Genomic DNA, 21,293 nt, shown 5'->3' with positions numbered 1-21,293 from the left:
GGCTGTTGAAAAGCGGGTTTTAGTCCCGCCAGTGAGGTGGATAGGTTTGGTCGACGCCGGGCAGCTCGCGCATGCGGATCATCCATCCTTCGATTGCGGGGCGGTCCTGAACGAGGCTGGCAATCTTGGGAGGCGGGCGATCTGACAGGGTCACGCCACGAGCAATCCAATGGAGCGCGGGATAGAGCCAGATATCAGCCGCCATGGCTGTTTCACCGCCCAAGAAAGTCAGCTCTGTGAGCCTTTCTTCGTAGCCGTCCATCAAGCGGGACAGCTGCTCAACCGTTGCTGGTTCGATGACGCGCCCTCGTAAGAGACCCTGCGCTGTAGCCGCGACAGGCGCGCGCAGATCGCCCTCCATAATCATGATATCCTGCCAAATCGCGGCCGAATGATCGGCCGTGTCCCCGAAAATAGGGCATTCAGGAAATGCACGGTCCATCCACGCAAGGATGGCGATGCTTTCGCGGATCACGGTACCGCCAAACACTACGGTTGGAACTTGCCCTTTGGGGTTAAGTGACAGGTAGGAGGCCGTCTTGTTTTCACCCGCGCCGTGATCCAACCGTTTGGATGTGAATGGAACGCCCTTGAGTGTGAAGGCAAGCATAACGCGCCATGAAGGGGCGCTGCCTGAAATCCAATAAAGCTCAGGCCGCATCGGTTTGGCCCATAGTCTGCATCACACCTCGTGCCGTATCAATCGCGGCAGACACGTTAGCGGACGTATCCGGGCCTGATGTGCCTTGGACGGAAACAACCTGCACATCATCAATCCCGATAAAGCGCAGAATGAACTGCAGATAAGGCTCAAGAAAATTCGCAGCAGCATAGGGGCCGCTTGGCAAATAACCGTCGGCCCCATAGGCGCAGATCACGACCGCCCGCTTATTTTTCAGCAGACCGTGGAACCCATTCGCATCCATGCCAAAGGTTTCACCAACACGCGTGACTTGATCGATCCAACACTTCAGCGTTCCTGGCACCGAAAAGTTATAGATCGGGGCGGTTAGCAAAAGCATGTCTGCCGCAAAGAGTTCAGCGATCAGCGCATCCGACAGGGCAATTGCCTCGGTCTGTTCTGTGTTGCGGAGTGACGGATCGGTAAAGAAACCGGCGACGGTGTCTTCGGTTAGGGCGGGAACTGGCGTTTCGCCGATATGCCGGGTGACAACGCGTCCGGATGGATTGGCGACAAGCCAGGCGTCTTGGGCTGCATCCGCGATGCCGCTGGTATGAGACCCGAACATGCGGGCAGATGTATCAATGCGAAGAAGATTGGGCATAAGAAGCTCCATTGGGTTGAGCCTTTTCTACGTCCTGCAAAAAACTTGCGATATGGTGCGTTTGGAATGATAATCGTGCAAAATTTGCATGAATGGGTGCGCGATGAATATAACCGCTCTTAGAACGGCCCTCGCAGTCCTGCGGGCGGGTAGCATCGCGGCTGGCGCAGAGGCGATGAATATGGACGCCTCAAACGTTTCCCGGATCGTCGCCGGGCTCGAAGATGATATCGGTTTTCGTCTATTTGATCGCACGACAAGACGGCTGCGCATTACCGAAGCTGGTGAACGCTACCTTGCCCGCATCGCCGATATTCTGGATGAACTCGAAGCCGCACGCGAAGAGGCACATAACGCAACTGTTGAACCCCAGGGCCATTTGCGCATGACGGCATCGGTGGCATTTGCGATCGAAAAGATCGTGCCGCTGCTGCCAAAATTTCACGCAACCTACCCTGAGATTACGGTTGAACTGCTCTCCTCTGATGCGAACCTCGACATTTTGGACCAAGGGCTTGATCTTGCAGTAAGATTGGCCTCGGCCCCCAAGGGTGATTTGATTTCAACGCGCCTTATGCGAACCCGCTACCGTGTTGTCGCATCCCCTTCCTATCTGAATGCCAATGGGCCGCTCAATGCCCCCGAAGACCTTAGCACGCGGACCTGTTTACGTTTCGCCTTACCAGACTTCCGAAGCCGATGGCTGTTCCGGCGTGGTCAAAATGACCCCGCGCAAGAAGTTGAGATTTCGGGCAAAACGCTCATCTCTAATGCGCTCGCCCTTCGCGATATGGCGTCCGCCGGAATGGGAGTTGCCCTGCTGGCAGATTGGCTAGTGGACAGGGGCATCGCCGACGGCACCCTGATCGATCTGCTGCCGGAATGGGACTGCACGGCAACCTCGTTCAATACCGGTGCCTATATACTTTTCCCAAGTCGAACCTACCTGCCGCAGAAAACCCGCGTGATGATCGACTTTCTGAAACAGAATTTGCAGTGAAAGTCGCACTTTCCCCGCAACCTTGATCCGGCAGGGAAAGGCGTCGCCAGACTTCAGACTTTGAAACACGTCTGAACACCGGCTCTTTCACTGCCCTAGACTATTTTCACCGGCGCCTCACTTTTCCGGTCACACTTCGCCTCTATGAACCGTCTAATAGAATATGATGCCTTCGAAAGGGACGAAAACACGATGACCTCCATAAGCAAGACAGACATAGAATTGGCCCAGGACGGGGATGCTAAAGCGTTGGAAAACATCGTGCGTGGGGTTCAGGACCAAGTATACAAACTGGCCCTGCGCATGCTGGCTGATCCGAACGCCGCACAAGATGCGACACAAGAAATCCTCATTCGTATCGTTACAAAGCTATCGACTTTTCGGGGCGATAGCAGTTTCAAAACTTGGACCTACCGCGTTGCGACGAACTACCTTTTGACTGCCCGTAAGATCATCGCAAATGATCCCGGGCTTTCGTTTCAGATGTTTGCGGATGACCTACTGGACGGAATTGCCGATGAACAAAATGCGGCGCCTGAAGACCACGTCATGCTCAATGAGCTGCGGCTAAGATGCACGATGGCGATGTTGCTTTGCCTAGATCGAGAGCACCGCGCAGCCTATGTTTTGGGTGACGTGCTGGAATTCGAACACGGGCCGGCGGCGGATGTCTTGGACATTACCCCTGGCACCTACCGAAAACGGTTATCCCGGGCGCGCGCCCGCGTGCAGGACTTCACGGCAAAAACCTGCGGCTTGGCCGCGCCCAATGCCCCCTGTTCCTGCACAAAACGCTTACCGGCTGCGATGGCGATCGGGCGAATTGGCAATGGCCCGTCCCCCGATCTACAGGATGCACCTCGTTTTTCTGAGATTCAGGCGTTGGCATCACAAACCCAATCCGATCTTACAGCCGCGAAACTGCAATGTGCGACGGGCCCACTCCGTTCGCCCAAAGACTATGCTGCACAAGTGCTCAGACTAATTGAGGCTCCCAGCTAGATTCACCCAACCACCCTGAAACCTAAAAAAGGAACCAACTATGAAACATGCATTTGCATGGCTGATGGCGCTTGCCTTGGCCATTCCTCAAACCTCAACAGCAGAAAGCCAAACTATGACCCAAGATCAACAAGATGTATTGAACGCAGTCCAAACCATGACCAGCAATTTCCAAGGCAATGATATCGCTGGTGTCATGGCCAGCTATGAATCCGAAGCGACCGTTCTTTTTGAACCGGGGGCACCGGTTTCGGACGCCGCACTCATGGAGCAAATGTTCGCTGGTATGGCGGCGGTCAGTCCGGTTTTCGATTATGCAGGCCATGAAGTCATCGTGAACGGCGATGTTGCGGTGCACATCGCGCCGTGGTCAATGACGGGCAAAACACCGGATGGCCAAGAGCTGGCACAATCCGGCCTCTCGATCGCGGTCTTGCGCCGTCAGCCAGACGGCAGCTGGAAAATGGTCATCGATAATCCACACGGCGGGCGGTTGCTGACGCAAGATCAATAACAACATTGGGCCGAGCAAACTGCCTCGGCCCATACCTCTGTCATCTGAGTCGCGCGATCTTCAAACCGACCGCGCCAAACTACCCAGCCCGAAGCAACCATAACGCGCAGGTCAATGAGGACTTTTGTTTTCTGAAACCCGAACGTTCGCGCTTTGCGCGTGGCACATGGCCCTGCTCCTATGATTACGCCTGTCATACCCGCGAATGCAACTCTCGCGGAGCTTTGTTTCGCACCAGATCCATCGCAACCACTCTCGTCCGAATTCCGTGGCGCGACATACCTTTATGTGACGGCCCCTCCAATGCGTCTTCGCTTCGGGCAACAAAGATCAGATCAAATTTTTGGGCCGCAAGTTCACAGACGATTCCCTTGCCAATACCAGATGATGCCCCCGTAATCAGGGACCATCCATCATGTGTTTTCTTTAAGTTTCGTATAGTTTCTTCCGTATAGTTCATTGGTGGTCAGCCGCCGTGATTCAAACGGCGGCTGTTTGTTTAAGGGGGGCTAGACAAGTTCGCTTGAAAGCGCGATTGCATTTTCGATCGCCGCTTTCTGATCGCCTTCAGGATCCCCAGTCAAAAGAGACGGTTGGAAGCGTCCGATACCTACGTCCTTGATGCCGACAAAATCCAACCACCAACCAAGATACTCTGAATGGAAATCGCTTCCATACTTTGCATCTGCGCCTGGGCTCCAAACACCGGAGGTATAAAAAACAATGGCTTTCTTGCCCTCGAGCAGCCCAAAGTAACCGTCTTGTGTATCAAACCCGAACAACAAACCGGGCTGCGTGATGATGTCGATGTAGTGCTTTAGCTTGTATGGGATCCCGCCGTTCCACATGGGAACGGAAAAGACATAAACGTCGGCATCGGTGAACCGCGTGGTGATTTCGACAACGTGATCCCAAGCTGTCCGTTCTGCCGATTGCATCTCTCCGACGCCAAAGAACGTCATTTTTGCCGCGGCTTTGTCGCCATCAAATTCTGGCAGGTCTTCGTGCCAAAGTTCCAACGTGTCCACCATGGCGGACGGATCAGCCTGCGTTGCTGCGTCCAAATATGCATTGGCCAGCTTCGTGGATTGGGATGCTTCACCACGAGGAGAAGCGACAATATGAAGAATTTTTTTGGTCATGTGTTTGTGCTCTTGTATGAGTTCAAAAGGGTCAGGGCGAGAATTAACGAGACATGAAATCATGCACGGCGGCGCTGATCTCGTTGCTGTGTGTTTCCAATGCAAAGTGACCGGCATCGAACAGATGCACATCTGCGTCCGGTACGAGTTCCTCAATGGCCGTCACACCGTCGATCACGAAGAACGGATCATTGCGTCCCCAGACGATTAGGGTGTCCGGCTGATATTCGGACAGATACGTATGCCATTCCGGATATTTGGCGACGTTGTCCTGATAGTTCCAAAGATATTCCAGCTGGATGTCGTGATTACCTGGGCGGTCCAGCCCGGCTTGGTCGTTAATCCAAGCATCAGGGTTGATGCGTGCTGTCAGGTTGGCGCCTTGCGTGTACTGCCACTGGGTTGTTTCTGGCGCAAAGAAGCTGCGCAATGGCGCTTCTGTCTCGGCTGTCCGATTGCTCCAAAACGGCGCAAACTGGTTCACGATGTCGGGGTTCCACCCCTGCGCATGTATAGTTGCGTTCTGGATAATGATCCCATCAACTTTCTCTGGATTGGCTTGTGCCATCCGAAACCCAACAGGTCCGCCGAAGTCCTGCATGAAGAGCGTGTAGTTCGAGATGTCGAGCTGTTCTGTGAACGACGAAATAGTCGCCGCAAGTGTTGCAAAGTCATAATCGTAATCTGCAGCGTCAGGTGCCGAGGATTGACCAAAACCCGGATAGTCTGGCGCGACAACGTGATAGTTTTCGGCCAGTGTGGGGATCAAATCTCGATACATGTGCGAAGAGGATGGGAGACCATGCAAAAGAAGGATGGTTGGCGCTGATTTGGGTCCCGCCTCTCGGTAGAACAGGTTCACGTCGCCGATCTCGACAGTATTGTATGTGGTTTGGTGACCGCTGTCTTCGCCCGCCCAGGCTGGCAGAAGGGATGACAAGAGAAGCAAAGAGCTTGCGATAGGAAGAAGGTTAGTCATGTGGCTTATCCTTAGTAACTGTTAATAGTCATTTTAGCCAGTTACCAATGACGCTCGTAAAGTAGCTTTGACAAGTCACGTTTATTTGTTCCATAACGATCACAAGTAACTTGCAATGATGATTTTAGAAGGTTATTTTTAGGGGCTTTTGATCATTGCAAATACGCAAGGAGTCTCAATCGCGATGCAAGATATTCGCCCCGCACCCTTTTTCATTGCTGACAACACAGCGCTGGATTTTGTTAATTCTATCGCCACGCCACGCGCGACTGCGTACGAATGGCTTTCATCCGGTCAGGATGTGCTGGAATGGCTTTTCCAGGCTGGCCTTCTAACCGACGATGAAAAAACGAAATTGATGCGCGCCCAACATCGAAAATCATTGGACCTGGCGTCAGAAAATATTCGCGCATTCCGTGAAGAATTTCGAGATTTGGTAAATACTATTGCTGAAACCAACGACGTTCCGGCGGGTCACCAAATGATAAACGAACTCAATCGTTTGATGGGACAGGGCACACAATCGCTATCGCTCGCTCCAGACAGGTCCGGCGGCCAAGGATTTGGGCTGAGCATCACCTATGCCATAGAAAAACCCGAAGACCTATTGCCTCGCATTGCAGCCGTTTGCGCCGCATTTATTGCCGAAGCTGATCTAAGGTATGTTCGCCGCTGTGAAGGAGCGAGCTGCACTTTGTTTTTCCTGGATGTCAGCAAGAACCACAAACGACGCTGGTGCAGCATGGATGTTTGCGGCAATCGCGCCAAAGCGGCTGCTTTCAGAAAACGGGGTTAACGCTCCATTTCATTGAATGCGTGATTCTCTTCGATGTGAGGAATTCAATTGGCAGGTGGGCTCAGAATGATCCAACGCCGTACGAGGGACAGACAACTGCTTTGGTATGGCGGGGTGACACCCACTCCGCCTGCTATCGCGCGATTCCCTGTCAGAGATCAACAATATGCATACCGCATAGTTGAGCCAGATCGCCCAGTGGAGGGTGTTGTCGGGCTGGGCAGGCTGTCGCCGTCCGAGTTATGTATTTACACCGCTTCCAATCGCTCAATTGACGTGATGACGCCGACGTGAAACGGGCGGTCGGCCGGGTAGCGACATTTTTGCATCTGCCCGTTCGCCTTGGCTGATGACTTTCCCATTTGCGACGACGTGTAATCGCGCGGCACGCAAGCGCAGCGCCTCGATCGGATCGCTGGCGTCCAGGACCACCAACGACGCCTTGGCACCAACATGTAATCCGTAATCAGCAAGGGTCATAGTCTTCGCGTTATGGGTGGTGACCATTTCAAAACAGGTCCGCATCTCTTCCGGGCTGGTCATCTGAGCCACGTGTAATCCCATGAATGCCACGTCAAGCATATCCGCGGTGCCGAGCGAGTACCAAGGATCCAAAACGCAATCCTGTCCCCAACCGACATTGATCCCATGAGCCTGCATTTCTTTCACACGGGTGAGTCCTCGGCGTTTGGGATATGTGTCATGTCGCCCCTGCAGGACGATATTGATCAATGGGTTCGGGATTGCATTGATCTGGGCTTCGGCCATCAACGGCAAAAGCTTGGAAACATAGTAATTATCCATCGAATGCATCGATGTCAGGTGTGATCCCGCCACGCGCCCTTGCAACCCGAGCCTCTGGGTTTCATAGGCCAAAGACTCGATATGGCGCGACATTGGATCATCGGTTTCATCGCAATGCATATCAACCATCAAACCGCGTGTAGCGGCGAGTTCACAAAGCTCGCGAACTGATGCAGCCCCATCGGCCATGGTCCGTTCGAAATGTGGGATTCCGCCAACCACATCAACGCCCATATCCAGCGCACGGATGGTGTTTTCTCTTGCCGTCAGGTCGCGGTAAAATCCGTCCTGCGGAAAAGCGACAAGCTGAAGGTCGATGTAATCCTTCACCTGATCGCGCACATCAAGCAGCGCCTCGACACCCAACAGACGGTCATCGCACACATCCACATGGCTTCGGATCGCGAGAAGGCCCATGCTGGCCGCCCAATCGCAAAAGGTGAGGGCACGGGCGACAACTTCGTCTTGTGTCATCACCTGTTTAAGCTCACCCCACAACCCGATCCCTTCCAGCAATGTGCCCGACGCGTTGATACGTGGTTCGCCATAGGACAAGGTCGCGTCCATATGAAAGTGCGGGTCGACAAAAGGCGGGCTGACCAGATCACCGGTCGCGTCAATCACTTTACCGGCCTGCGCACCCTCAAGTGCGCCCATTGCCGTAATCTTGTTGCCGACAATTCCAATATCAGCGATTTCGCCATCCGGCATGGTCCCGCCTTTAATCATCAGATCAAACATCAGCGTTCTCCTTTATTGAATGGCACCATCAACGCTGCAGGTACAGCTGCGCGGCGCGATATGATGACAAGTGCGAGAATGGACAGGATATAAGGCATCATCAGGAATATCTGGTAAGGTACAACCGCACCAAAGCTTGTTTGTTGCACCCGAATCTGTAGCGCATCAAATGCCGCGAACAGCACCGCCCCAAGCAACGCCTTGCCCGGTCGCCACGATCCAAAGACCACCAAGGCGATGCAAATCCAGCCGCGTCCGTTCACCATCTCAAAAAAGAAACTGTCAAAGGCCGACATTGTCAAAAATGCACCGCCTACAGCCATCAGGCCGCTACCAACGATCACAGCGCTCATGCGGATTGCCGTGACAGACAGCCCTTGCGCGGCAACCGCATTTGGATTTTCACCTGCTGCACGTACTGCCAGACCAAGGGGCGTCCGATACAACACGAAACTCACAATCACGACCAGAGCGAAGGCAAGATATGTCAGCGGCGTCTGTGAAAACAGGGCTTCGCCGATCAACGGGATCTTATGCAAAAGCGGGATTTCAAAGGGTTGAAAGGCTTCGATCTTTGGTGGGCTTGTGACCTCTGGCAGCGCCAATCGGTAGGCGTAATAGGTTGATGAGGTTGCCAGCAACGTCACCCCCAATCCGACCACATGTTGTGACAGGCCAAACGGCACGGTGAGCGTGCTATGCAGCAAACCGAAACACATTCCAACAAACATCGCAACGCCAACCCCGACCCAAAGCCCAGTGCCTGAATAGACCGCCATCCAGCCGGCAAAGGCCCCCGCGACCATGATCCCTTCGATCCCGAGATTCAGAACGCCAGCCCGTTCGCAAATGACCTCGCCCAAAGTGGCAAAGATGAGTGGGCTTGCGATGCGGATCGCAGCGGCCCAAAAACTGGCAGTAAATAGGATTTCGACAATTTCCATGGCGTCAGTCCCTCACGATCCGGAACCGTGTCAGCATGATTGCCAACACCATCAACAAAAGCGCGATCGCCAGCATCATATCCGCAAGATAAGTGGGCACATCCGCCGCACGGCTCATGCTATCAGCACCCACAAAAATACCCGCGACAAACAGTGCCGCGACCACCACGCCTAAAGGGTTCAACAACGCCAACATCGCGACAATAATTCCGGTGTAGCCATAGCCGGGTGAAAGATCGAGCGTCAGGCTCGCCTTTACGCCTGCCACCTCCGAAAACCCGGCGAGCGCCGCAAGCCCGCCCGACAACAACGCCGTTTGCAGCAACACGCGATTGACCGGAATGCCCGCAAACGCCGCCGCTTGCCGGTTCAGGCCTACCGCACGCATCTCGTATCCTAAGGTGCTTCGGGTCTGGATCAGCCAAATGAGGACGGCCGAAATGATCGCCAAACCAAAACCCCAATGAAGGCGTAAACCGTCGAAAATGCGGGGCAGCCGTGCTTCGTCGATGAGCCGGGCAGATTTGGGCCATCCCATGCCCATTGGGTCTTTCAAGGGGCCTTCAAGCAGCATGGAAATGAATAGCAAGAAAATGAAGTTAAACAATAAGGTGGTGACGACCTCATCCACACCAAACCGGGTTTTCAAAAGCGCAGGTATCAACAATAACACTGCCCCCGCCAGAATAGCCGTCAATGCCAATACCGGCAGCAACACCGCTGATGGCCACGGCAAAACGCCGGTCCCCAACAACACCGTCATTAATGCGCCTACATAAAGTTGGGCTTCAGCGCCGATGTTCCAAAATTTGGCCCGAAAGGCCACCGCTACCGCAAGCCCTGTGAAGATCAAAGGCGTCGCCCGATTCAATGTCTCAAGGATCGCAAACGACGATCCAAACGCCCCCTTTAGGATAAGGTAAAGGACCGAAAACGGGTTCGCCCCTGCGATCATCGCAAGCAGCGACGCGCTAATGAATGTGGCGCAGAGTGCGACAAATGGAAAACCCAGCTTGCGTGCTAAACTTGGGTCAGTGATTGGTTCAAGACGCATGTTTTGTCTCGTTTTCAAATCCTTGGCCGGCCATCCATAACCCCAATTGCGCGGGTGTCATCTGCCCCCGATCAAAGCCGGGCGAAAGACGGCCATCTGCGATGACATGAATGACGTCGGACAGGGCCATGATCTCGTCCAAGTCTTCTGAGATCAGCAAAACAGCCGCCCCACGGTCGCGTGCTGCCAAAAGCTGACTATGAACGTAGTGAACAGCGCCGATATCCAACCCCCGTACGGGTTGATTGGCGAGGATCACTTGCGGATTAGTCTCTAACGTGCGCCCTAAGATCAATTTTTGCATATTGCCCCCAGACAGTAATCGGATCGGTGTATCTGGACCGGGGCAGCGGACGTCATATTTGGCGATAATTGCATTCGTAAATTCGCGTGCGGAGCGCCAGTTTAACCAACCAGATTTGCTGAAACCTTCGGTCATATACCGTTCAAGGATCGCGTTTTCGGTCAAGTCGAAATCGGCAATCGTACCTGTCTTGTGTCGGTCCTCTGGGATTCGGGCAATGCCACTTTGTATGGCGATACGTGGGGACCAATTTTGTTGATCCTTCCCATTCAAAATCAGCCTACCCGAAGAAGGCTTCATGGTTCCACCGACCAGACCCGCAAGGGCAGCTTGCCCGTTACCCGAGACACCGGCCAACCCAATGATCTGCCCCGCTTTCAGCGCAAACGAAACAGATTTCAGTCCTGGTGCGGTGCCTTGGTTGGGCGTTGTGACATTCGTAAGGGCCAGCAGCGTCTTGCCGGGGGCCGCCGTCACCACTTTGGGGGTATCCGCTTGGGTGCCCATCATCATCGCCGCGAGCGCGGCCTTGTTCGTGTCTTTTGTCCGGGCTTCACCAATCACCTTACTGTGGCGCAATACAACGACACGGTCGGCGATAGCCATCACCTCATGCAGTTTATGAGAGATGAAAATAATCGACAGTCCGTCCGCGACGGCCAGCCGTAGCGTGGCAGAGAGGTCGTCTGCTTCTTGCGGCGTCAACACTGCGGTTGGTTCATCCAAGATCAAGATACGTACATCGCGGTAAAGAGCTTTGAGAATCTCAACCCGTTGCCGTTCACCCACTGTCAGCGCACCAACGCGCGCATCACAGGCCACCGCCAAGTTATACTTCGCGGATAGTTCTGAAATCCGTGCGCGCGCGCCCTGCCAATCGGCCCGGATGCGCAATAACGGCTCGGTCCCAAGGGTGATGTTCTCTAACACGGTTAAATTGTCGGCAAGCGTAAAATGCTGATGCACCATACCCACGCCTGCATCCAAGGCTGCACGTGAATTACCCGATGGCAAGTCCTTACCAAAGACGCGCACGAAACCACTATCCGCCGCATATTGGCCGAAAATGATGTTCATTAGCGTGGTTTTACCAGCACCATTTTCACCCAAAAGAGCGACGACTTCACCTTGATTCAACGACAGGCTGACCGCATCATTTGCGGTCAGCGCGCCAAATCGTTTCGTGATGTCTTCTAGACGAAGCGCCTCGACAGCGGTTTCGTTCACGACGAGGTCGGCTCGTCATCGTTGATGGTTACGACATACGCACCCGACATAATCTCGGCCTTGCGCTGTTCAACCAATGCCAATGCCTCCGCCGGAACCTTGCCCTCAAAAGTACCAAGCGGTGCAAGCGAAGTACCGCCCGCGTTCATGAAAGAATAGATCCCGTAGTCAGCCGCAGCGAATGTGCCTGCCTGAACCTCAGCGATAGCTTTGTCCAACGTCGGTTCAAAGTGCCAGATGGCGGATGCCACGACAGTATCAGGGTATTCGGCCTGCGTATTGATGACGTTCCCAATCGCCAGAACGCCCTGTTCTTTTGCTGCGTCCGAGACCCCGAACCGTTCGGCATACAGAACATCGGCACCGTTTTCGATCATCGCAAGGGCGGTTTCCTTGGCCTTGGGCGGATCAAACCAACTGCCGATAAAGCTGACCTGGAAGGCGATTCCTGGGTTCATTTCCTGCGCGCCAGCCATGAAGGCATGCATCAACCGGTTCACTTCCGGGATCGGGAAACCACCAACCATACCAATATTGTTCGATGTGCTCATGGACCCAGCAATGATGCCCGAGAGGTAGGCGGCATCTTGAATGTAGTTGTCAAAAACCGCAAAATTCGGCAACGCGGGGTCTTCTTTGAAGCTAGAACCCATGAGGAAGGCGACATCAGGGTAATCTGCGGCGACTTCACGGGCCTCTTGTTCGGCACCGAAAACCTCGCCGATAATCAGCTTGTTACCCGCTTCCGCATATTCGCGAATGACACGTGCATAGTCAGTATTGCTTACGTTTTCAGAGTAGCTGTAGGTGATATCACCGCGATCTTGGGCCGCGACGGCCGCGATGTGAATGCGGCTGACCCATTGTTGCTCGACAGGTACTGTGTAAATCCCGGCGGTCTTGATTGGATCTGCCGCGAGAGTACGAGTCGTGCTCGCCAGCAGCGCGGATACTGCACTTGTAACCATGAAGTGACGGCGACTGGGGCGAAGTACATTGGACATGTCGAGTTCTCCTATTGTTTGATCGCTCGAACTGTTGAGAAAGTTAATCAAACGGTCAATAAAATTCTAGCAAGACAGTGCTCAATGCCGGACCTCGCCCGTTGACCCACACAAAAAGGACAACAAGCCTTCATTTTAGGCAGCGCCCCAATTCTGGGGGAGCAAATCCTCTGGACAGATCCAGAACTGCACAACGCCGCCGCCATCCCATGCGCCTATCATCATGTGGTCCGGCAAAAGCTGCAGCAACAGGTGATCGTAGGGGTGTTTTTCTCGGGCAACTTGCAGGCTGACAGCGTCGCCAAGCATCTAGTGAGTGTTGAAACTTCAGGTGGCCGATGCGTGCGATCCAGAAGCTGTCGAAGTTCTGGAGCTACAAACTGATACAGACGCTACTCGCCGCGTGCGAAGGTGCGCGAGGTAACGTCGCACGCCTCCTGAAGGTAAGTCCGAGCCTCGGGTACCTCTGGGAAAGCCGCACCAAAAGCAGCGGTATCGTCGTGATTGCCCACCATAAAGTGTATGGGCATGTTGATATCTCTGATTTCGCGCGAAAACCGCGCATAGGCCGCAGCGTCACCCCAATGGGTCATGTCACCCGTCAGGACAACAAACTCCGCATCGCTGTGTTCCCGATTGATAGACTCGACAGCGGCCCGCAATCGTATGACGGGGTCCTCGCCATAAAGCGTCCCCTCACCGATGACATGGGTGTCAGTGAGATGGATAAATTTCATTCTGCAGCCACTGGTTTGGCCCAATCGTCCCACTTGGTCCCGGAACTAAAAATCGGTCCGTCCCAAGTGAAAGGGATTTCATGAATGGTGGTGCCCGTATCTTGTGCCAGGATCACCCCGTAAGACGGGGCCATCGGAGCACCATCCAGCAGCTCCTGCTCATTCAGATTTGGCAGGGATTGGTTCCCTGTTGAGCGGACGGCAGCAAAAGGAATCCCGCACCAGGTCCCGTGCACCGGCGCATGGACATGGCCAAAATGGATGTAATCGATGCGGTCGCGGTACTTTGTCAAAAGCGCGGCCAGTGGTCCGCGGTCTTCCGGCACGAGGGCGATCTTGTCTTCGGCAGGCAGGCCAAGGGCCATGGCATTGTGATGCATGAACAGGCGCGCATGGGTGCAGTTTGACAGTTCGGCGTCTAACCAATCGCGGCGGCGGCTGCAAAAATGGCCTGCGTGGGTGCGTGGCTCGGTCGTGTCGAGGTAGATCAGACGCGTGTCGTCCACCGTTTCTGCGTAGTTGATGAAACCCGCCGCGTCTTGGGGATGGTCCGGGAAGGCCGCAAGAAAGGCCGCACGGTCATCGTGGTTGCCGATCAACAGACGCACGGGACAAGGCAGATCTTTCAGGGCATCCACAAGGGTCGCATAGGCCGCAGGTTCGCCCCAATGGGTCAAATCGCCTGTAATGATGATTCGCGCGGCATCGCTGTGGTGCGCCCGCACATCGTCCAGCGCTTGGGCAAAACGTCTATGGGGGTTCAATCCACCCATGCGTTCGCCGGGAGCTGTCAAATGAATGTCGGAAATATGCACAAGCTTCATGGACCTTAGCCTTTCTTGGAAAGAGATCTGGCCGCCCCCGAAAGGGCGACCAGAATTTGGTTTAGCCGTTTGGCAGAAGGTCGGCGATTTCCTCGACCAGCTCTTCTTGCAGTTCTTGCATGTCGGTGGCGTCGCCGGTGACGATGCGTTCGATCCCGTCATAGATCACCTGCGTGATCGCCAAGCCGTTGTCACCGGGATAGGCCAGCCAGTCGCGCAGTAGCGGAAGCTGGTCCACAGCGGTCTGTTTGTTGGGGTTCTGCTCGTAGAAATCGGCCAGAATGATCTCGTTGGCGGCCCTGTTTGGGGGCATGTAGCCGGTCGTCATGGCGACCTGAGCTGCGCCCTCACCGGAGGTAATGAACTTCAGCCATGTCCAAGCCGCTTCACGCACCGCTGGGTCATCCGAGGTCGAGGTTAGCATCGCCGCGTTGCCGCCTGCAGGCAGACCCATCGGTGTGCCCCCTAGGCCCGGGAACGGGCCGGTTACCAGCTCGAACTCGCCCTGGCTGCGTTCAACTGCGCCCAAGGCCGAAGTGGACCAGAACATCATGCCGATATCGCCTGCAGAGAAGGACGCAAGTGCGGCCTGCCAATCGAGGTTTTGCATTTCACAGCCCTCGAAAATCTCTTGCATCTGCTCCAACGCGACGAGTGCCTCTGGGCTGTCCATAGTCACGTGGCCACCTTCGACGATCGCTTTGTCCTGGCTCCATAACAGGGCCTGTACGAACCAGTTACCGGTGATGTTCCAGCCCCAGAAAATCGGGTTCTCGATGCCATTGGCTTTCATGGTCTGACAAGCGGCAATGACCTCATCCCAAGTTGTTGGAAGCTCGGTAATGCCACCTTCGTTTAGGATATCCATGTTGTAGTAGCCAACCGGCAAAGAGATCGAGAACGGCAGGCCGTAGACTTCATCGTCAAATGTGGACAGGGCCAGCATGGCTTCGTGGTAGCCATTTGTTTCAAAATCGGCCTCGGCGGCAATGAATGGTGCCAGAGACTGGGCGATGCCCTTGTCGACCAATGGTGCCTGACGGTTCAGACCCTGCATGGTCACATCGGGTAGATTGCCAGCAACGGCTTCGCGCAGAACGGTGTTTGTGGCGTCCTCGTAGGATTCGTAGGTGGCGCGGAAAACGACCTCGATGTTCGGATGGGCTGCGTTGAAGGCCGGCATCATGGCTTCATACGTCACATCAAACAGGTGGCTATAGGGATAGGCGAACTCGATCGTCACCTTTTCCTCGGCGAAAACGGCGGTGGCGGAAAGCGCCAAAGCCATTGCAGTTACGGTATTTTTCATTATCTCTACTCCAGTTGTCGGGGACGTCCGGTTTGGCGATTGGTAGACCCCAATGATGTTCCCCGTTCGGGGAGGTGATTATCCCCATGCGGGGCTATGTGTAGGGCGGGCCAAGGCGCGCCCTACTTCATTCCAGACAGCGTGATCCCCTCGATAAACCGGCGTTGGGCCAGCAAAAATGCGACGATCAAAGGCGTGACGATAACAGTGGCCGTGGCCATCATCGGGCCAAAGAACGACCCGTCCCCATCGCCCTTGAACTCGCGCAGACCCAGCGGCGGGGTGAACAGGTCACGGTTTCCGGTCACGACGATGCGCGGCCAGAAATAATCATTCCAATGAGCCACCACAGAAAAGATCGCGAAGGCCAAAAGCGCAGGGATCGCAGTAGGCAACATGACCCGCCAGACGATAGCCAGCTCGGACATCCCGTCCATCCGTGCTGCGTCAATCAAATCGTCAGGCACCGTCATAAAGAACTGACGCATCAGGAAGATCCCGAAAACCGAGATCGTCCACGGCACGACAAGGGCTGCATAGGTGTTGGTCAGCCCCAACTTCGCCAGCCCGATATAAAGCGGCAATGCAATGGCGTGGACAGGGATCAACAAGCAGAACAGGACCAGCCCGAAGACCGCATCGCGCCCCCAAAACTTCAGCTTTGCCAGCGCATAGGCGGCAGGCAGGGCCACAACAATCTGGATGAGGAAGATCGATACCGTGACGATAACGCCATTCAGCAGATAGCGGACAAGCGGCGCCTCGGTGAAGGCTTTGGAATAGTTGAAAACAACGGGCCGCATGGAACAGGCAGCCTCAGTCTCGGCCAAAAGAGAGGCCTGCACGCTGGCGTCGTCTTGCCCCGCAAACCGCGCGCGGGCAGCTTCGATATCGGCGCGGTCCGGCTGGCGCAGGGCGACGCAGCGCGGGTCGATCATCATCTCTTGACGGCCGAAAAAGCCGCCTTCGCCGCGGTCGATTTCGCCGGGGCTTTTGAACGAATAGCTGACCATCATGTAGAACGGCGCCAATACGATAATCGTGCCAAGGATCAGCACCATATGTTTCCACCAATCGCGTGTCATCAGTAGTGCACCTTGCGTTCGACCAACCAGCGCTGGATCAGGGTCAGAAACATGACGAACAGCAGGAACAACATGGTGATGGCCGAGCCGATTCCGATCAGGTTCTGCTGGATGCCCTTCTCGAAGATCGCGAACATCATCACGTAGGCAGATTTGTTCGGCCCGCCGCCCTGGGGCCAGAAGGCCTCGATCGTGTCAAAGACTTGAAAGGCGCGGATGCAGGAAATGGTCACGACAAAGACGGTGGTGGGTCCGAGGGCGGGCCAAGTGACCAGTCGGAACCGCTCCCACCCAGAGCGGGCACCATCCATTTCGGCGGCGTGGTACAGCTCGCGATGCACCGACGTTAAACCGGCCAAAAACAACACCATGTTGAAGCCGAAGCCCTGCCAGATGCCAATGAAACAAACCACCCAGATCGCGTAGTCACGATCCCCCAGCCACAAAGGGAAGCCCTCGGCGCAGCCGCCTGCAAAGAAGGGGATGACCTCGAACCACGTCCCGCAGCTCATCTCCAACGTGCGGTTTACCATGCCAATGGTCGGGTGCAGCATGAACTCCCAAGCAATCGCCATCGCCAGAAGCGTGGCCATCACCGGCAGGAAATAGATCGTCTTGTAGATGTCCCCGATCCGGCCCAGCGAATGAACCAGTAAGGCCGCCCCAAGGCCAAGACCCACGGAAATTGGCACCACGGTGACCACATATGTAAAGGTCGCGACAAACATCTTTTCGTAGGTGGAACGGGTGAACAGGCGCTCGTAGTTTTGCAACCCGACCCAATCAAAACCGGGGTTGCCCAACGAATAGTCGGTGAAAGACAGGACACCGGCCACGATAATCGGCACCAGCAAGATCAAAACCATCAGAATCAACGCAGGCGCTGCCAACCCCCAGCCTATGCGCGCTTGTCTGTTGTCGGCTTTGGGCTTGGTGACGTCTGCTGCGACGCTGGGGTCCACGGCCACCATGTCAGGCCACCTCAGCTGCGCGGCTGGCGGCAAGTTCGACGCGGCGCAACCGCGCGCCGCCCGCGTCGAATATCATCGCCGCGCTCAAATCAAAGCTCAGACCAACCTGCGCACCCAGACCCAAACTGTGCCGCTGCGCCGGCATGGCCCGCAGGGTCACCCGCGATCCATCGGTGTCCAAGGCAACTTGGGCAAAGACTTCTGACCCGAGATTTTCTAAGTGCGCCACCCGTCCGATCAAACGTGGCGCGGATTGGGTCAACTGCAGGGCCTCGGGACGCAGGCCCATCTGCATCACCTTCGGGCTGTCAATGGAGAGACGCGCATTCAGAACCTGATCAAACACCGTTAGCGCGGTGCCGTTGCGCTCCACCGGCAAGATATTGATCTTGGGCGAGCCGATAAATTCAGCCACGCGAATGTCGTCAGGGTCTTCATAGATCACATCGGGGGCAGCACATTGCAGGATTTCACCGCCCATCATCACCGCGATCCGGTCGGACATTGTCATGGCTTCGACTTGATCATGGGTGACGTAGATAAACGTCGCCTTCAGGCGGCGGTGCAACTCGGCGATCTCGGCGCGGGTCTGAACGCGCAGCTTCGCATCAAGGTTTGACAGCGGTTCATCCAACAAGAACGCCGCGGGATCGCGCACTAAAGCGCGGCCCAAGGCAACACGCTGTCGCTGCCCGCCCGACAATTGGCCGGGCTTGCGATCAAGAAGCGCCGCGATTTCCAGCATCTCAGCCGCATGCCGGACCGCCTGGGCAATATCGTCTTTCTGCACCCGCGCACCGGGCAGGATACCACCCAGCACCGGCAACCGCTGCAGCGCGGTCATTTGGCGCATCTGCAAAGGCACAGCGATATTCTCGGCCACGGTCAAATGCGGATAAAGCGCGTAGGATTGAAACACCATCGACAGATTGCGATCCGCCGCGCGGAGCTGCGTCACATCCTTCCCTCCGATTGCGATGTTGCCGCTCGTCGGTGCCTCAAGCCCAGCGATGATCCGCAACAGGGTCGATTTTCCGCAGCCAGAAGGGCCCACCAACGAAATGAACTCTCCATCCTTCACGTCCAAGGTCACCCCTTTCAAAACGGAGGTCTCTCCGAAGTGCTTGGTGACAGATGCAATCTGCAAATCTGACATGTGATTCCCCTTTGGTGCAGCCAAAGGGATAGGCGGTGAGCACAACCGTTTTGTGTCGTCATATTAGTGAAACCGATGGGTTCTATCTGAGGGGCAAAAGGAAAGATCATGCGTCCCAACCACCACCAGTTCGAAGCGTTTGCCTATGTCGTCCGCGAGGGCAGCTTTTCCGCCGCGGCTGCGCGGTTGGGTGTCACCCAATCCACGATTACGCAACATATTGCGAACCTTGAGAAAGGCGTCGGTACGCTTCTGTTACTGCGCGGCCGAGATGGCGTGGAACTTACCCCGACCGGACAGGATTTTTACGACCTCGCGGACCGCATGATTGCCCTCAGCGCAGAAGTCGCCGAGCGGCTCGAAGGGTTCAATGCCATGAAAGAAGGGCGTCTCAAGATCATCGGAAATGCACCACAACCCGCGCTGAAGATCATCGCGCGGTTTCAGCGTAGGTTTCCCGATATCCGAGTCGATTTCGGACTTTACGATTGGACGACCGCCAAATCGATGATCAGCAACCGCCTTGCGGATGTCGGCCTGATCACGGATGCGCCCGATCATGAGCATTGGGAAAAAATCCATATCGAAAGCGCGCGTTACATGATCTATTGCCGCCGCGATCACCCTTTCGCCAAACGCGCCAAGATTTCGCTGGCCGAGCTTGCACAAGAGACGGTCATTGTGCCAGAGAAGGGGTCGCTCACGCGCCGCTTACTTGACCGCGCTTGCGATCGCTACGACATATCGCTTCATCGCGTGGCCACAATGACGACCTTCCCCTTGATGTGCGAAGCGGTGTTGCAGGGCATTGGCGTCGCGTTGTTTTTGCAAAACAGCAGCCTCATCAAAGATAATCTTTGCGAAATTGACATCGAAGAAATGCCAGAAACCCGGAACACGTCCCTTATCGCCACCAAGGACCGCGCGCGATTGAAGCTCGTCTCAGAATTCATCAATGCCGCCATTGAATGAGAATTTTCCGAGCGTTCGGTCCCACTTTGCGAACTAAAAGCGGCCGTTCATGTGTCCTGCAGCATTAGGAGGGTTGGACCCTTTGCGGTGATTAGCTGCAGTCTGCACTAATGGGTACTACAAGCCGATCTGACTCGAAACGGTGGAAGAGTTTGGAGAAACCGAAACCCGCGATTACGCGTAAGCGGTGCATCTGACCCCCTAATCAGCCTCTGACATGGTCGTCTTCGACATTACATACTGCCGCAAAACAAGACGAGGCGGCAGTCATGGGGAAATTCCCACAATCTTTCGAAGTCTACGGCTTCACGATAGAAGTCCACGCCGGCGGCCGGCGGGTCTGGCCACCCAGCTTCAAACGGTTCGTAAAAGACAAGTTCGACAGCGGCGAACTGGCGGTCAGCTATGTCATACAAACCCGCAACGCATCCCAATCCCTCGTCTACAAATGGCGCTCTGATGTCCGGCGTGCGGGAACCAGGCGGACGTCACGACGAGATGAGCGCGTGTTCTCAGAAGTGGTTGTAGAGGACCAAGAACATCCTGGGGGTGTCGGAGCCGATACTGATGCTGATCAGATTTACGTTCACTTCAGGGATGTCGATCTTGCGCTTCCTGCTGCCTATCCGGTTGATGATTTGGTGAAGATCATTCTGGCGGTTGAGGCACGCGCATGATTTCGCCATCGGCAATTTCAAACTCTATCTGGCGTCAAAGCCGGTCGACTTCCGCAAAGGCATGGATGGGCTGGCCGCCATCGTCATGAACGAGTTTGATCTGGATCCGTTCAGCGGGGCCATCTTCATCTTCCGCTCAAAGTGGGCGGATCGGTTGAAGTTGATCGTCTGGGACGGGACCGGGCTCGTCATGGCTTACAAGCGCATCGAGGGCGCTGGCTTTGTCTGGCCGCAGATGACGGATGAGGTCATCACCATCAATCGATCCCAATTCGAAGCTCTGTTTGAGGGCTTGGACTGGCAACGCGTTGTGCTGCGGCACACCTGCAGGCCAGCGGTCGTATAGTCAGTTGATGGAGATCTGCCATGACCCCGACGTGTGGCAGATAGCTCAAAACTGACTTGAATGAGACAACAACCATGGAGTCCCCGCTGTGCAAGATCCAATGATCATCGACATTCCGGCTTCAGTTCTTGCCGCGATACACAGGCTTTCCATCGAGGCCGCACTGTCGGTCGAACTCTATGCGCAGCAACTGATAGGCGAGGCTGTCGCGGCGTCGGACGCAGGCTCAATGCAAGACGCGCCCATCGCGGGAGAGATGTCAGGCGAACCGCAGATCTTTGATTGACAGGCATTTCGACAGAAGATGAAAGTGATGCACCGCGTCCACTTGGAAGGCGAACCACGCAGATGTCGTCATCACGGAGATCCCCGGTTCTATCATTGTCGCGTTAAACCAAGACGCCGAAGAAACCGGGCTG

Annotated in this window: 24 protein-coding genes; 8 read left to right on the top strand and 16 right to left on the bottom strand. The window is 55.3% G+C overall.

What is annotated here, in order from left to right; genetic code table 11:
• Positions 1-19: 19 nt before the first annotated feature.
• Positions 20-661, bottom strand: a complete 642-nt coding sequence (locus AABB29_RS07315) for a glutathione S-transferase family protein (protein ID WP_341367563.1) — start codon at positions 659-661, stop codon at positions 20-22.
• Positions 651-1,286: an FMN-dependent NADH-azoreductase gene (locus AABB29_RS07310; RefSeq protein ID WP_373636850.1), complete on the bottom strand. Its 636-nt coding sequence runs from the start codon at positions 1,284-1,286 to the stop codon at positions 651-653. The genes AABB29_RS07315 and AABB29_RS07310 overlap by 11 nt, the downstream gene beginning before the upstream one ends.
• A gap of 103 nt (positions 1,287-1,389) precedes the next feature.
• On the opposite strand from AABB29_RS07310, the gene AABB29_RS07305 reads away from it, so the two are divergent.
• The 3 genes from AABB29_RS07305 (at position 1,390) to AABB29_RS07295 (ending at position 3,802) form a co-directional block, all read left to right on the top strand.
• Positions 1,390-2,286 (top strand): LysR family transcriptional regulator, encoded by an 897-nt coding sequence (locus AABB29_RS07305; protein WP_341367566.1) that lies wholly within the window; start codon positions 1,390-1,392, stop codon positions 2,284-2,286.
• Between the two features lie 192 nt (positions 2,287-2,478).
• On the top strand, positions 2,479-3,288 hold the full coding sequence (locus AABB29_RS07300) for an RNA polymerase sigma factor (protein WP_341367567.1): 810 nt from the start codon (positions 2,479-2,481) through the stop codon (positions 3,286-3,288).
• Between the two features lie 40 nt (positions 3,289-3,328).
• Positions 3,329-3,802, top strand: a complete 474-nt coding sequence (locus tag AABB29_RS07295) for a DUF4440 domain-containing protein (protein ID WP_341367568.1) — start codon at positions 3,329-3,331, stop codon at positions 3,800-3,802.
• Between the two features lie 193 nt (positions 3,803-3,995).
• On the opposite strand, the gene AABB29_RS07290 is transcribed toward AABB29_RS07295, so the two are convergent.
• The 3 genes from AABB29_RS07290 to AABB29_RS07280 are packed head-to-tail and all read right to left on the bottom strand — an operon-like array spanning position 3,996 to position 5,923.
• Complete coding sequence (locus tag AABB29_RS07290) at positions 3,996-4,262, bottom strand: SDR family NAD(P)-dependent oxidoreductase (protein WP_373636849.1); 267 nt, start codon at positions 4,260-4,262, stop codon at positions 3,996-3,998.
• A gap of 49 nt (positions 4,263-4,311) precedes the next feature.
• Entirely contained in the window at positions 4,312-4,944 is a 633-nt protein-coding gene (locus AABB29_RS07285) for an NAD(P)H-dependent oxidoreductase (protein ID WP_341367569.1), read from the bottom strand.
• A 43-nt stretch (positions 4,945-4,987) separates the two neighbouring features.
• Positions 4,988-5,923, bottom strand: a complete 936-nt coding sequence (locus tag AABB29_RS07280) for an alpha/beta hydrolase (RefSeq protein ID WP_341367570.1) — start codon at positions 5,921-5,923, stop codon at positions 4,988-4,990.
• A gap of 184 nt (positions 5,924-6,107) precedes the next feature.
• Between AABB29_RS07280 and AABB29_RS07275 the strand changes: the two genes are divergently transcribed.
• Positions 6,108-6,719, top strand: a complete 612-nt coding sequence (locus tag AABB29_RS07275) for a CGNR zinc finger domain-containing protein (RefSeq protein ID WP_341367571.1) — start codon at positions 6,108-6,110, stop codon at positions 6,717-6,719.
• 267 nt (positions 6,720-6,986) lie between these two features.
• On the opposite strand, the gene AABB29_RS07270 is transcribed toward AABB29_RS07275, so the two are convergent.
• The 11 genes from AABB29_RS07270 to AABB29_RS07220 form a co-directional block, all read right to left on the bottom strand.
• Positions 6,987-8,264, bottom strand: a complete 1,278-nt coding sequence (locus AABB29_RS07270) for an amidohydrolase family protein (protein WP_341367572.1) — start codon at positions 8,262-8,264, stop codon at positions 6,987-6,989.
• Positions 8,264-9,208: an ABC transporter permease gene (locus tag AABB29_RS07265; RefSeq protein ID WP_341367573.1), complete on the bottom strand. Its 945-nt coding sequence runs from the start codon at positions 9,206-9,208 to the stop codon at positions 8,264-8,266. The genes AABB29_RS07270 and AABB29_RS07265 overlap by 1 nt, the downstream gene beginning before the upstream one ends.
• Positions 9,209-9,212: 4 nt before the next feature.
• Positions 9,213-10,262, bottom strand: coding sequence for an ABC transporter permease (locus tag AABB29_RS07260; RefSeq protein ID WP_341367574.1), 1,050 nt, complete (start codon positions 10,260-10,262; stop codon positions 9,213-9,215).
• A complete protein-coding gene (locus AABB29_RS07255) occupies positions 10,252-11,793 on the bottom strand; it encodes an ABC transporter ATP-binding protein (protein WP_341367575.1) in 1,542 nt (513 codons plus the stop codon). Before AABB29_RS07255 ends, AABB29_RS07260 begins: the two co-directional genes overlap by 11 nt.
• Complete coding sequence (locus tag AABB29_RS07250) at positions 11,790-12,797, bottom strand: BMP family protein (protein ID WP_341367576.1); 1,008 nt, start codon at positions 12,795-12,797, stop codon at positions 11,790-11,792. The genes AABB29_RS07255 and AABB29_RS07250 overlap by 4 nt, the downstream gene beginning before the upstream one ends.
• Before the next feature lie 392 nt (positions 12,798-13,189).
• Positions 13,190-13,534, bottom strand: a complete 345-nt coding sequence (locus tag AABB29_RS07245) for a metallophosphoesterase (protein ID WP_373636848.1) — start codon at positions 13,532-13,534, stop codon at positions 13,190-13,192.
• The gene (locus AABB29_RS07240; protein WP_341367578.1) at positions 13,531-14,358 is read right to left on the bottom strand and encodes a phosphodiesterase; all 828 of its coding nucleotides are present in this window, start codon (positions 14,356-14,358) and stop codon (positions 13,531-13,533) included. The genes AABB29_RS07245 and AABB29_RS07240 overlap by 4 nt, the downstream gene beginning before the upstream one ends.
• 61 nt (positions 14,359-14,419) lie before the next feature.
• Positions 14,420-15,667: an ABC transporter substrate-binding protein gene (locus AABB29_RS07235; protein WP_341367579.1), complete on the bottom strand. Its 1,248-nt coding sequence runs from the start codon at positions 15,665-15,667 to the stop codon at positions 14,420-14,422.
• A 122-nt stretch (positions 15,668-15,789) separates the two neighbouring features.
• The gene (locus tag AABB29_RS07230) at positions 15,790-16,752 is read right to left on the bottom strand and encodes a carbohydrate ABC transporter permease (protein ID WP_341367580.1); all 963 of its coding nucleotides are present in this window, start codon (positions 16,750-16,752) and stop codon (positions 15,790-15,792) included.
• Positions 16,752-17,723, bottom strand: coding sequence for a sugar ABC transporter permease (locus AABB29_RS07225; RefSeq protein WP_341367581.1), 972 nt, complete (start codon positions 17,721-17,723; stop codon positions 16,752-16,754). Before AABB29_RS07225 ends, AABB29_RS07230 begins: the two co-directional genes overlap by 1 nt.
• Before the next feature lies 1 nt (position 17,724).
• Entirely contained in the window at positions 17,725-18,879 is a 1,155-nt protein-coding gene (locus AABB29_RS07220; RefSeq protein ID WP_341367582.1) for an ABC transporter ATP-binding protein, read from the bottom strand.
• Between the two features lie 108 nt (positions 18,880-18,987).
• On the opposite strand from AABB29_RS07220, the gene AABB29_RS07215 reads away from it, so the two are divergent.
• The 4 genes from AABB29_RS07215 (at position 18,988) to AABB29_RS07200 (ending at position 21,160) form a co-directional block, all read left to right on the top strand.
• Entirely contained in the window at positions 18,988-19,851 is an 864-nt protein-coding gene (locus tag AABB29_RS07215) for a LysR substrate-binding domain-containing protein (protein WP_341367583.1), read from the top strand.
• Between the two features lie 269 nt (positions 19,852-20,120).
• Complete coding sequence (locus tag AABB29_RS07210; protein WP_341367584.1) at positions 20,121-20,528, top strand: hypothetical protein; 408 nt, start codon at positions 20,121-20,123, stop codon at positions 20,526-20,528.
• Positions 20,512-20,874, top strand: coding sequence for an IS66 family insertion sequence element accessory protein TnpB (tnpB, locus tag AABB29_RS07205; protein WP_341367585.1), 363 nt, complete (start codon positions 20,512-20,514; stop codon positions 20,872-20,874). Before AABB29_RS07210 ends, tnpB begins: the two co-directional genes overlap by 17 nt.
• Before the next feature lie 88 nt (positions 20,875-20,962).
• Positions 20,963-21,160: a hypothetical protein gene (locus tag AABB29_RS07200; protein ID WP_373636847.1), complete on the top strand. Its 198-nt coding sequence runs from the start codon at positions 20,963-20,965 to the stop codon at positions 21,158-21,160.
• Positions 21,161-21,293 lie beyond the last annotated feature (133 nt).

Source organism: Yoonia sp. BS5-3 (genome assembly GCF_038069655.2).
Lineage (GTDB): Bacteria > Pseudomonadota > Alphaproteobacteria > Rhodobacterales > Rhodobacteraceae > Yoonia > Yoonia phaeophyticola.
Note: the sequence above shows the minus strand (reverse complement) of the source record. Positions and strands in the feature narration are given on the sequence as shown.

Bases quoted from the DNA above. Each gene is read 5' to 3' on its own strand.
- AABB29_RS07315 (WP_341367563.1), bottom strand. From the start codon at position 661: ATGCGGCCTGAGCTTTATTGGATTTCAGGCAGCGCCCCTTCATGGCGC.
- AABB29_RS07290 (WP_373636849.1), bottom strand. From the start codon at position 4,262: ATGAACTATACGGAAGAAACTATACGAAACTTAAAGAAAACACATGAT.
- AABB29_RS07305 (WP_341367566.1), top strand. From the start codon at position 1,390: ATGAATATAACCGCTCTTAGAACGGCCCTCGCAGTCCTGCGGGCGGGT.
- AABB29_RS07220 (WP_341367582.1), bottom strand. From the start codon at position 18,879: ATGTCAGATTTGCAGATTGCATCTGTCACCAAGCACTTCGGAGAGACC.
- AABB29_RS07235 (WP_341367579.1), bottom strand. From the start codon at position 15,667: ATGAAAAATACCGTAACTGCAATGGCTTTGGCGCTTTCCGCCACCGCC.
- AABB29_RS07300 (WP_341367567.1), top strand. From the start codon at position 2,479: ATGACCTCCATAAGCAAGACAGACATAGAATTGGCCCAGGACGGGGAT.
- AABB29_RS07230 (WP_341367580.1), bottom strand. From the start codon at position 16,752: ATGACACGCGATTGGTGGAAACATATGGTGCTGATCCTTGGCACGATT.
- AABB29_RS07260 (WP_341367574.1), bottom strand. From the start codon at position 10,262: ATGCGTCTTGAACCAATCACTGACCCAAGTTTAGCACGCAAGCTGGGT.
- AABB29_RS07295 (WP_341367568.1), top strand. From the start codon at position 3,329: ATGAAACATGCATTTGCATGGCTGATGGCGCTTGCCTTGGCCATTCCT.
- AABB29_RS07275 (WP_341367571.1), top strand. From the start codon at position 6,108: ATGCAAGATATTCGCCCCGCACCCTTTTTCATTGCTGACAACACAGCG.
- AABB29_RS07250 (WP_341367576.1), bottom strand. From the start codon at position 12,797: ATGTCCAATGTACTTCGCCCCAGTCGCCGTCACTTCATGGTTACAAGT.
- AABB29_RS07215 (WP_341367583.1), top strand. From the start codon at position 18,988: ATGCGTCCCAACCACCACCAGTTCGAAGCGTTTGCCTATGTCGTCCGC.
- AABB29_RS07285 (WP_341367569.1), bottom strand. From the start codon at position 4,944: ATGACCAAAAAAATTCTTCATATTGTCGCTTCTCCTCGTGGTGAAGCA.
- AABB29_RS07210 (WP_341367584.1), top strand. From the start codon at position 20,121: ATGGGGAAATTCCCACAATCTTTCGAAGTCTACGGCTTCACGATAGAA.
- AABB29_RS07240 (WP_341367578.1), bottom strand. From the start codon at position 14,358: ATGAAGCTTGTGCATATTTCCGACATTCATTTGACAGCTCCCGGCGAA.
- AABB29_RS07270 (WP_341367572.1), bottom strand. From the start codon at position 8,264: ATGTTTGATCTGATGATTAAAGGCGGGACCATGCCGGATGGCGAAATC.
- AABB29_RS07245 (WP_373636848.1), bottom strand. From the start codon at position 13,534: ATGAAATTTATCCATCTCACTGACACCCATGTCATCGGTGAGGGGACG.
- AABB29_RS07310 (WP_373636850.1), bottom strand. From the start codon at position 1,286: ATGCCCAATCTTCTTCGCATTGATACATCTGCCCGCATGTTCGGGTCT.
- AABB29_RS07225 (WP_341367581.1), bottom strand. From the start codon at position 17,723: ATGGTGGCCGTGGACCCCAGCGTCGCAGCAGACGTCACCAAGCCCAAA.
- AABB29_RS07265 (WP_341367573.1), bottom strand. From the start codon at position 9,208: ATGGAAATTGTCGAAATCCTATTTACTGCCAGTTTTTGGGCCGCTGCG.
- AABB29_RS07280 (WP_341367570.1), bottom strand. From the start codon at position 5,923: ATGACTAACCTTCTTCCTATCGCAAGCTCTTTGCTTCTCTTGTCATCC.